Genomic DNA, 8,713 nt, shown 5'->3' with positions numbered 1-8,713 from the left:
AGATCAACGATCTTTCAGGGGGCCCACGCGCAAAACCGGGCGCCAAGGGCTTTTGGGTCGCCCGCCGGCCGATTCTCACGATGCCCTCGGGCCCCCCTCCCTTGGGAAGATCGACCCTTGTTGATCATGGTGTTCGCGTTGATCGTCGCGTGAAGTGATCTTGAGTCCGTGGCTGGTGGTGCGTGTGCTCACCAGTCGCGCGACGTCTGTCGTCCGGTGGTCTGGCCCTGGGGGCGCTTGGCCTGTAGCCGGTACCAGCGGGTGGCTACGGCGGTCATGCCTGCGTGCCGCATGTCCCGGACGCGCTGCATGACGATGGCTTGTCCTGGGTCGACGGTGATGATCTTTGCGTTGAGCCGCTTGTACTTGGCCAGTGCCTTGGGGCTGGGCATGGTGTGGATCAGGTAGACGTCGAGCTGGTCGCGGTGCTTGACGGCCTCGTCGATGGCGGCGAAGCGTGCGCGGTGGGCGATCTTCAGCAGGCGGTCGTCGTGTAGCCACTGGGGTGCGCCGGGTCCGGCGAGGGCGAGGGCGATGCGGTCGAGGTCGATCACGATGTCGGTGGGTCGGGCTCTCGCTTCGATCCAGCTGCTCTTGCCTGCGGCGGGTGGGCCGGTGATGACGTAGAGCACGCTGTGTCACCACCTGCGCGAGGCCTTCAGGGGCTGTGTGCCGGGCATGCGGTTGCCGCGTGCGGAGTTGCATCTGCGGTGCGCTGAGCGGGCGTTGGCGGGGTCGAGGAGGCTGCCGCCACGGCTGATGGGGATCTCGTGGTCGAGGGTCCAGGACCAGGGGTCGCGGGGGTCGAGGGTGAGGTCGATGTTGTGCCCGCAGATCCAGCAGGGGTCGCCTTGGGCGCGGAGGGTGGCGCAGAGGCGGCGGTACGGGCGCCCGTTGCGGATGTTGGCCACGGGCGCCTCCTCCGGGGCTACTGGTCCTCTGCGGCCTGGGAGGCCTTGTCGATGGCGTCCTGAAGGTCGTCGATGCCTTGCTGGTTGCTCTGCTCGATGCCGTCCATGTACGCGTCGAGGTAGTCGCTGCTGGACAGGTCGGCGCAGGCGTCGGGGACGGGCTCGGAGGGGACTTCGCCCTCGTCGTTGGGTTCGAGGTCGGCGACGGCGTCCACGCAGTCCTGTCGGGCCTGTGCGGGGTCGACGGCCGGGGCGGAGCTGGTGGCCGGTGCGTTGGGCTCGGGGTCCGGGGCCTCGGGGCTGCACGCGGTGAGTGCGGCGGCGAGTAAGGCGACGGTGGCCAGGGTGGTGCGGGTCTTCATGATCCCCCCAGGATCGCGTGATGAGAGTGGGGGAATCATGCGACGGGTGGGGCGGCGGAGGGATGTGTTCCGTGGAAGCACGTGAGCCCCGCTCGGTGGCGGGGCTGCGGTGTCTGGGCACGCCGGACTTGGCGATCAATGTGCCATGGGGTGGGCCGGTGTGCAAGCAGGGTCGGCCGTGGCGCGCGCGGTGTGTGTGTTCTTGAAGTGCTTCTAACTACACATACATACAGGCGGGTTCAGTGTCCGGGATTCCGAGACACTGAACGGCTGTGTGGGCGGTGAGCTGTGGGTCTGTGCTGTGGGGTGGGGGCTCAGTGTCTCGGTTTTCCGGACACTGAGAGGGGGGTCAGTGTCCGGGAAAAGCGAACACTGAACCAAGGTCTAGGGTTCGGTTTTCCCGGACACTGAGGGGCCGTCAGTGTCCGGGATTCCGAGACACTTACGTCACGTCAGTGTCCGGGATTCGCGGACACTGAACTGGGGCGAAGATCCACCCGAAAGAGGCGTCCGGCGGGCTGGTTGCGTGGTCAGCTGCGGCCGTAGCTCCGACGGGCGCTGACGGCCGTCATGACGGTCTTCCCGGTCCAGCGGTGCGCGCGGCCCGAGGTGTCGTCAGGTGCCGGCCACCGGCCCTTAGAGCGGTCGGCGCGGATCGTGGCGGCCGTGACACCGGTCGCCTCTTCGATCTCGCGGGCGGTGTAGAGGCGGCGCGGCTGGAGCTCGGCGGCGGGTCGTACGAAGTGCTCACGGACGACCTGGTCGACGGCGGCGGGGTCGTACGTGAGGCTGCGGCCGCTCTTGCCGATGGGGGCGGGCCAGGCGTCATGACGGGCCCACTGGTTGCGGATCGTGTTGTACGCGCGGCCGTACCGGTCGGCGATCTCGGCGAGGGTCTCGCCCTGGCTGGTCGGCTCTACCATGGTGGTCCGGCCCTTTCGGCTGGGTGGGACCGGCGGTCTTTCGCGAGCGCCCTTCGGGGTGTCTGGGCTTCGGCCTGGGGCCGCCGGTCGTTCTCTCTCTGGTCTGGAACGGGGTGTGCCCCCGGCTGGCTGCCGGGGGCGATCTTGCGTTAACTCAGGTTGCGGAGGGCGATGCCCAGGTCCCGCAGTGCGATGTCGGCCTGGATGAGGCACCCGGCGGCGGAGTGCGCGCGGACCGTGTGGAACTCCTCGGGGTTGGCCAGGAGCACGAACAGGTCGAGGCCGCCGAGCCAGAACGTGCACGCGTTGAACAGGTTGGCCTGCATGTCCTCGGGCATGGGCTCGTCGAGGGCCAGTTCAGCGGCCCGGCGGACGGCGGGAATGCTGCCCGTGAAGTTGTAGACCTTCTCCTCCAGGGTGATGGGCATCGGGAGGAGGCGGCACAGGCGCGCGAGCTCGATGTAGGTGTGGGCGAGGTGGGAGGCCAGGACGTTCATCTGGTGGTCTTCGGAGTCGGCCATTTCGGGCCCTTCCTGTGGTGGGTGGTGGTCGGGGTTCGCGGCCCCTTCCTTGTGGTCCCCACTCTACCCATTGGTGCACTGAATTGCAACACATTGAGCGTGGGGATGCCCCCGACCCGTGAGTGGGGCGGGGGCTCGTGGAGCGGGGGGCCGCCCCCGGCTGGCTGCCGGGGGCGGCGGGGTGGATCAGCCCATCTGCTCGATGAGCCACTCGCCGAGATCGCTCAGCGCTTCCTGGGCGACGACCAGGCACCCGATCACCTGGAGCCCTCGGGCGTCGTGCCAGCCGTCCATGACCAGGACGCGGAAGACGTCCAGGCCCGAGAGCCAGAAGATCGCGGCGGTGAAGAGGTGCGCCTTGATCTCCTCGGGCATCGGCTGGTCGTCGGCGAGTTCCGCGACGCGGCGGACGGCGGGCTCAGCCTCCACGTTGGTCGCGCCGTGCCGGGGGAGCGCCACCGGGATGGGCAGCTGCTCGCAGCACAGGACGAGCCCCTGGTAGGTCAGGCTGAGCTTCCTGGCGAGTTCCTCGATGTTGAGGTCTTCGGAGTCGGCCATTTCGGCTTCCTTCCTTTGTGGGTGGTGGGTCGGGGTTCGCGGCCCCTTCCCTCTTGGTCTCTATTATGGGGCATTGGTGCACTGAAAGGCAACACTTACGGGAAGGAAACGGCCCCAATCCGCAGACGGGATCAGGGCCGTGACCAGGCGTCAGGCCAGACGCCAACCGCTCAGACGATCATCCGCGCCGACCTCGGCCGACAGCGTCCGACCGGGCAGCTCCTTCACGCCCAGGCCGACCGCCGCAGCGATCTCCGCCGCCGGGTACCGGACCGGCTCCGCCCGCTCCCCGGCCGGGACGTCGGCGACGACCTCGGCCTGGTCGCCGAACAGCAACAGCACCTTCACGTTCACGCGCTCGCTCATTGGGTGATCCTCTCAGTGTCCGGGCGGGTAGTGGCCGCCGCGCGCAGGGTCGTAGATCGTCACGAATCGAGGGTCGTTCGCCGGGTCCGGGTCGGGGGCCGGAGGCTGGCTCGGGGGTGGGGTTTGCTCGGTCTGCTCTGCCACGATGGGCTCCTGTCTCGTGTGATCGGGATGGGTGAACCGGGGCGGCCGGTAGCTGCCAGGCGGCGGCCGCCCCGGGGTCTCAGGGGTTGCTCCGGCGCGGATGGATGATCAACATCCCCGCTCGCCGGATCACGCTCGGACGCTCGTCCGTGTTGTTGTTGGCGGTCTGACCTGCATCAACAACGTCTTCGGAGGGCGGTCCGTCGGGGGAGGGAAGGGGCGGGAAGTCGGCCCGGTCTACGCCGGTGGATGGGCCGCGCCCCTTCATGCGCACGGTCTTGGTGGGGATCCCGGCCTCGGCGAGGGCCTCGCGTACGAGCTCGGGAGAGGTGCCCATGTGGGCCGCGACGACGGCCGTGTGGGCGTGCGGTGCGGCAACCGCGTGCAGCGCGATCGCGAGCTCGTCACGGCCGACCGCGGGGCGCTGCGGCCCGCCCTCCTCGGGGGCCGGCACCTCCCGCGAAGGGGTGGCCGGCGGCCAGGGCTCGCGCAGCCCGAGCACGACGGCCAGGACGAGCCAGGCCACGCCGAGCACGGTCGCGATGTCCCAGGAGTGCGGCAGGCCCTTGGCGAACCCGGCCGCGAGCCCGAGGACCAGGAGGCGGGCGACGACTCCCCCGGCGATCCAGCCGACGACCGCCCGGCAGATGATCGTCGACCCGAGCCAGACGGAGACCCAGACGCGCATCAGGCACCCACCATCATCAGGACGGCGGCCGCGAACTGTACGGGCATGGCCCAGATCGACCCGTCTCCGGCGGCGGGCCAGACGAACGAGGCGATCATCGCGACGACGGCGGCCCGGCCGGGCGGCAGCCACTTGGGCGGCGCGGCGACGAGGATGAGCCCCAGGAGGAGTGCGACGGCTCCGATCCCGACGGCCCCGAACGGGCCGTTCCCGGTGCCTACGCCGAGCCCTGTCAGGCCCTGCTCGACGACCTTGCCGGGGTTGGCCCAGATCTTCCCGGCTGCCACGTACGAGGTGCCTGCGAGGAAGGCGCACACTGCGGCGCCGGTCTGGCGGAAGGTGACCCGTCCGCCCACGATGCCGAAGATCAACAGGGTGGTCAGGCACAGGGCGATCCCGCCCGATCCGAGCACGCCGAACACGGCGCCGCTGGTGTCAGCTGCGAGGTACACGAGTGCTCCTAGAAGGCGGCGCGCGGCGCGTGCAGCGCGACGGCGAGCAAGAGGGTGGCGAAGGGGATGCGGTAGATCACGCGCGCGGCCGGGCGCAGCCGGGACGGCATGAACCGGACGTTCTCCACGGCCAGTTCGGCGGCGTACCAGGCGACCCCGGCGAGGACTAGGGCAGCCATGGGGGCGCCGTCTCCGACGTCGCTCATGAAGTCCTCGGCGATCTGGCCCAGGCCGGAGTACCAGCCTGCGGCGGCGGCCGCTCCGTGGACGGCGAGCCAGCGGCGGATCCGCGCGCGGCGGTCGGCCTTGGCCGGGTCTGCGGGCGGTGGGGGCGGCGGGGTGACGGTGATGTGGACGCCCGGCTGCTGTGCTGCTGCGGGCGGGGTGTCGTGGTCGTCAGGCTCGACGGTGAACCAGTCGGGCTCGTCGTCCTGGTCGTGCTTGGGCATGGGTCCCCAGGGCATGAGGGCGCGGTCGTACGTGGCCGCGCGAGGGCGGGCGTACGTCAGGCGCCGATGGCGACCGGGGCAGGGGGAAGCAGCGCCAGGTGTGGCTCGCGCATCTCGACCTCGGCGCGGAGCTGGCCACGGATCACGCCGTCGGAGGGCGCGTCGAACCCGGCCGCGGAGATCGCCTCGCGCATCGCCTTGGTGCCGGGTCGCGTGTTGCCGTCGTACAGGGCGCGGACGACGGCGCACCGGGGGTCCGTGTACGTGATCACCGGGGGTGCCGTCGTGGTGCGCGCCACGATCGGGAGCAGGTCGACGTCGGCAGGTACGGCCTGCGTCCAGGAGCTGCTCCGGGCCGGGGCGTCGACCGGTGTCGTGACGGGTGCCGTTGGTGTCGTGACGGGTGGGGCGACGGGCGTCACGGCGGCGGCCGGGACCGGGGTCGCGGCGAGGTGGAGCAGGTGCCCGAGGACGAGCGGCGGGACGCACGAGACGGTCACGATGAGCCACACGGGCGGGCGGGGGTCGGCGGTCCAGTGGCCCGTGACGAAGAGGTGGCTGACCGGCTGCGCGGACATCGCGGTGCCGAGGGACAGCCAGGCGCCGGCCACGGCGGAGCGCTTGCCGGGTGCGCCCTTGGGGCGCTTGCTCGCGACGGCCGCGGCGATGCCGGCGTACGCGGCGAGGACTCCGGCCATGCCCCAGGCGAGGTGATCGGACCAGCCTGCGAGGCGGCCGAGGTGGTGCTCGCCGGGGGCGCACATGATCATGACCCAGGCGGCGACGATCGGGCGGCCGAGGTCGGTCAGGTAGTTGACCCAGCGCGGCGAGTCGGGGCCTGCGGGCTGGGGCGATTGGGTGTTGCTGGGGTGGGTGGGCGCACTAGTGTGCAGCTCAGCCATAGGAGGTCACTCTCCTGTGGTCAGAGCCTCGGTGGACGCTGCAATCGTCCTTGCCGGGGCTCGCCTTGTTTCTGAGGAGGGTGACGCCCTGCGGGGGGCATCTGCCGCTCTTGAACGGTAGCGCGGTCCGGCCATAGGCGGGACCGGTTTGGTCAGGTGTGACGGGCGCTGACGGGTGTCGGCGGGCGGTGTTCCTTGCTCAGAAATTCGAACACGTGCTCTAGTGGTGGGTATGCGCCCCTCGATCCCCGACGACCTCGTCCGCACCCAGCGGGCATGGCAGGCCACCTACCGGCAGCTCGCCGAGCAGCCCGGCCGCACCGTCCTCCGGCGCCGCCTGCTCCAGCTCTCGCGCGAACTCGCGACCAGGCCCGAGGTGCGCTCACCCGGTGCCCGCCAAGAGCTGCGACGCCTCGCCCGCGAAAGGAGCCGATCATGATCGATTCTTTGACCAAGAGGCAGGAGCAGATCCTGCGCTGCATGCGCGACGCGATCGCCGAGACCGGCGAAGCACCGACGCTCACGGAGCTCGCGGAACGCGTCGGACTCTCCAGCAAGAGCGCCGTGCACTACCAGCTCGGCCGACTCCGGAAGCTCGGACTCGTCGCTCACGACGACCTCCGCGCCCGCGCCTACCGGCTGGCCTGACGCAGTTATCCACAGGCACGACCGCCCTGGTCCCGGTTGGCCTAGCGTGACCTCCCTGTGGATCACAAGGGGGCGTTATGCACAGGGACAGGGTCGACCTGGCGAGGAAAGCCGACGAGGTCCTGACCGACCTCGACGACGACGCGCACGAGCACGTCCTGGCGCTCATCGACTCCGTCGCCGAGGACCCAGACGCATGGCCGGTCGCCGGCACGTGGGAGCTCGGCGACGAGTTCAGCGACCGAGCCTGGATCACGTACATCGCGCACGTTGACGGCATCGAGATCATCGACGTCGGGTGGGCGGGATGACGCCCGTCACGCCACGTCATCGCTGCGGTCCTTCCACGTACGGCCGCAGTCCTCGCAGTGGACGACGGGCGGCAGACCGTCGCCACCCTCGACGACGAGCTGCCCCCGGCAGGCCGGGCACGGGTGCGGCACTGGCTCCTTCCGGCGCTCCTCCCCGAGCGTCTTCCGGATCAGCTCGGCGCCCATCGCCGCGACCCTCGCGACCGCCTGCTGCTCGCCGTCGTCGAGCGCACGGAACGGACCCGGCGCGCCCGCGAGTCGGACCGCGAGCCACTCCGCCGCAGCCTGCGCGGACCGCTCCCCCTGGTACTTCCAACGGCGAGGATCCGCCGCGTCCTTGGCCGCGGCGAGCACGGCCTGGCGGTGCGCCTCGTCCGACCAGCCACGCCCCGTCGGCACCGTCATGACGGGGCGCTGCACCCGGGACGCCAGCCAGTCCGCCGTTGTGCACAGGCCGTCCTCGATCGTGCGCATCACGTCAAGCACGCTCACGTTCACGGGCACGGGCCGCGGGCCCGGTGCGTCCGGCGCGGTGTCCGCCCGCTCGGCGGCGAGCTGCTCACGCTGCTCGTCGTCGAGGATGCGGGCGACGCCCATGACCGGGGGCCAGCTGGTCACGGGTCGGGTGCCGGCGGCCTCGGCGAGCGCGGGCCAGCGTTCGGTGATGGCGTCGAGGTCGTCGGCTGCGGTCATCAGTGGTGCGTTCCTTCCCAGGCGGCGAGGCGGGTGGTGACCTCGTCGTGTGCGGTGGTGAGGTGGGCGTGGTCGCGAAGGACTTCCTGGAGGGCGTTCCAGCAGTGGGCGGCGAGCTGGTACAGCTCGCGCTCGGTGTCCGTGTCGAAGACCCCGCACGCCGGGTTGAGCCTCGTCGTGAACCGCATCGCCTTGATCTCGGCGAGCCGGGCCGGATCGAGCTGGGCGGTGGGCTGCTCGTCAGGCACTGCGGGCCTCCTCCGTGACGGGCGTCGGCGCCCCGTCCTCGAGGGCCAGGAGCCGGACGTGCTGCCGCATCCGCTGGTACTTCTGCTCGGCGCCGTGCCCGTCCCACTGCGCGCGCGGGTCGCTCGGCTCGACGTACTCGACGTGCTGGAAGAGCGGCAGATCCTGCGGGCTGATGTGCCAACGCATCTGCCAGCCGCCCGCGTTGACGTACAGCCAGTGCCAGCCCTCGGCGTCAGGGTCGGTGGCGGGGGCGATGACTGCGGTCGCCGGGTGCAGCGCAGCGATCCAGGCCAAGATGTGGTTGCGCTCGCGGTACACGCTGGCGCGTTCGCGTTCCGCGGTGGCGGCCTGGGTGGCGAAGCTATCCGCGTGGCGCTTCCACGAGTTCTCGCGCTCCAGGCGCTCGGACAGTTCGCGGGCGAGGCGGGCCACGTACTCGGGGTCGTGCTGCGCCTGGCGGGCGCGGCGGAAGATGCGGAACATGGTCGGCTCCAGGTGGTGCCGGGTGGGGCCCTTCGAGGGGCCCCTGCTCCGGA

The 8,713-nt window shown here is 70.8% G+C and carries 18 protein-coding genes; 3 read left to right on the top strand and 15 right to left on the bottom strand.

Features of this window, described 5'->3' with window-relative positions; genetic code table 11:
- Positions 1-188: 188 nt before the first annotated feature.
- The 12 genes from AB0L37_RS01675 to AB0L37_RS01620 all read right to left on the bottom strand — a co-directional run bounded on the left by AB0L37_RS01675 (position 189) and on the right by AB0L37_RS01620 (position 6,276).
- Positions 189-632: a hypothetical protein gene (locus tag AB0L37_RS01675; RefSeq protein WP_365498408.1), complete on the bottom strand. Its 444-nt coding sequence runs from the start codon at positions 630-632 to the stop codon at positions 189-191.
- Between the two features lie 6 nt (positions 633-638).
- Complete coding sequence (locus tag AB0L37_RS01670; RefSeq protein ID WP_365498405.1) at positions 639-911, bottom strand: HNH endonuclease; 273 nt, start codon at positions 909-911, stop codon at positions 639-641.
- A gap of 17 nt (positions 912-928) precedes the next feature.
- Positions 929-1,273, bottom strand: coding sequence for a hypothetical protein (locus AB0L37_RS01665; protein WP_365498402.1), 345 nt, complete (start codon positions 1,271-1,273; stop codon positions 929-931).
- A gap of 530 nt (positions 1,274-1,803) precedes the next feature.
- Positions 1,804-2,196, bottom strand: coding sequence for a hypothetical protein (locus AB0L37_RS01660; protein ID WP_365498399.1), 393 nt, complete (start codon positions 2,194-2,196; stop codon positions 1,804-1,806).
- Positions 2,197-2,345: 149 nt separating this feature from the next.
- The gene (locus AB0L37_RS01655; protein ID WP_365498396.1) at positions 2,346-2,717 is read right to left on the bottom strand and encodes a hypothetical protein; all 372 of its coding nucleotides are present in this window, start codon (positions 2,715-2,717) and stop codon (positions 2,346-2,348) included.
- Positions 2,718-2,903: 186 nt separating this feature from the next.
- Positions 2,904-3,275 carry a hypothetical protein gene (locus AB0L37_RS01650; RefSeq protein WP_365498393.1) on the bottom strand — a complete coding sequence of 124 codons (372 nt, stop codon included), beginning with the start codon at positions 3,273-3,275 and terminating at the stop codon, positions 2,904-2,906.
- A 150-nt stretch (positions 3,276-3,425) separates the two neighbouring features.
- Positions 3,426-3,641, bottom strand: coding sequence for a hypothetical protein (locus tag AB0L37_RS01645; protein WP_365498390.1), 216 nt, complete (start codon positions 3,639-3,641; stop codon positions 3,426-3,428).
- A gap of 12 nt (positions 3,642-3,653) precedes the next feature.
- On the bottom strand, positions 3,654-3,785 hold the full coding sequence (locus tag AB0L37_RS01640; protein WP_365498387.1) for a hypothetical protein: 132 nt from the start codon (positions 3,783-3,785) through the stop codon (positions 3,654-3,656).
- A gap of 79 nt (positions 3,786-3,864) precedes the next feature.
- Complete coding sequence (locus tag AB0L37_RS01635) at positions 3,865-4,473, bottom strand: hypothetical protein (RefSeq protein WP_365498384.1); 609 nt, start codon at positions 4,471-4,473, stop codon at positions 3,865-3,867.
- Complete coding sequence (locus tag AB0L37_RS01630) at positions 4,473-4,925, bottom strand: hypothetical protein (RefSeq protein ID WP_365498381.1); 453 nt, start codon at positions 4,923-4,925, stop codon at positions 4,473-4,475. Before AB0L37_RS01630 ends, AB0L37_RS01635 begins: the two co-directional genes overlap by 1 nt.
- An 8-nt stretch (positions 4,926-4,933) precedes the next feature.
- Positions 4,934-5,374 (bottom strand): hypothetical protein, encoded by a 441-nt coding sequence (locus AB0L37_RS01625; protein ID WP_365498378.1) that lies wholly within the window; start codon positions 5,372-5,374, stop codon positions 4,934-4,936.
- 56 nt (positions 5,375-5,430) lie between these two features.
- Positions 5,431-6,276, bottom strand: a complete 846-nt coding sequence (locus AB0L37_RS01620) for a hypothetical protein (protein WP_365498375.1) — start codon at positions 6,274-6,276, stop codon at positions 5,431-5,433.
- A gap of 232 nt (positions 6,277-6,508) precedes the next feature.
- Between AB0L37_RS01620 and AB0L37_RS01615 the strand changes: the two genes are divergently transcribed.
- The 3 genes from AB0L37_RS01615 (at position 6,509) to AB0L37_RS01605 (ending at position 7,235) form a co-directional block, all read left to right on the top strand.
- The gene (locus AB0L37_RS01615) at positions 6,509-6,715 is read left to right on the top strand and encodes a hypothetical protein (protein ID WP_365498372.1); all 207 of its coding nucleotides are present in this window, start codon (positions 6,509-6,511) and stop codon (positions 6,713-6,715) included.
- A complete protein-coding gene (locus AB0L37_RS01610; RefSeq protein ID WP_365498369.1) occupies positions 6,712-6,924 on the top strand; it encodes a helix-turn-helix domain-containing protein in 213 nt (70 codons plus the stop codon). The genes AB0L37_RS01615 and AB0L37_RS01610 overlap by 4 nt, the downstream gene beginning before the upstream one ends.
- Positions 6,925-7,001: 77 nt before the next feature.
- Complete coding sequence (locus AB0L37_RS01605) at positions 7,002-7,235, top strand: hypothetical protein (RefSeq protein ID WP_365498366.1); 234 nt, start codon at positions 7,002-7,004, stop codon at positions 7,233-7,235.
- Positions 7,236-7,241: 6 nt separating this feature from the next.
- Here AB0L37_RS01605 and AB0L37_RS01600 read toward each other — a convergent pair whose 3' ends face one another.
- The 3 genes from AB0L37_RS01600 to AB0L37_RS01590 are packed head-to-tail and all read right to left on the bottom strand — an operon-like array spanning position 7,242 to position 8,660.
- A complete protein-coding gene (locus AB0L37_RS01600) occupies positions 7,242-7,928 on the bottom strand; it encodes a hypothetical protein (protein ID WP_365498363.1) in 687 nt (228 codons plus the stop codon).
- The gene (locus AB0L37_RS01595; protein ID WP_365498360.1) at positions 7,928-8,176 is read right to left on the bottom strand and encodes a hypothetical protein; all 249 of its coding nucleotides are present in this window, start codon (positions 8,174-8,176) and stop codon (positions 7,928-7,930) included. The genes AB0L37_RS01600 and AB0L37_RS01595 overlap by 1 nt, the downstream gene beginning before the upstream one ends.
- Complete coding sequence (locus AB0L37_RS01590) at positions 8,169-8,660, bottom strand: hypothetical protein (protein ID WP_365498357.1); 492 nt, start codon at positions 8,658-8,660, stop codon at positions 8,169-8,171. The genes AB0L37_RS01595 and AB0L37_RS01590 overlap by 8 nt, the downstream gene beginning before the upstream one ends.
- Positions 8,661-8,713 lie beyond the last annotated feature (53 nt).

The organism is Streptomyces sp. NPDC052225, from assembly GCF_040679615.1.
Classification (GTDB): Bacteria; Actinomycetota; Actinomycetes; order Streptomycetales; family Streptomycetaceae; genus Streptomyces.
This window is presented reverse-complemented; position numbering and strand designations above follow the sequence as displayed.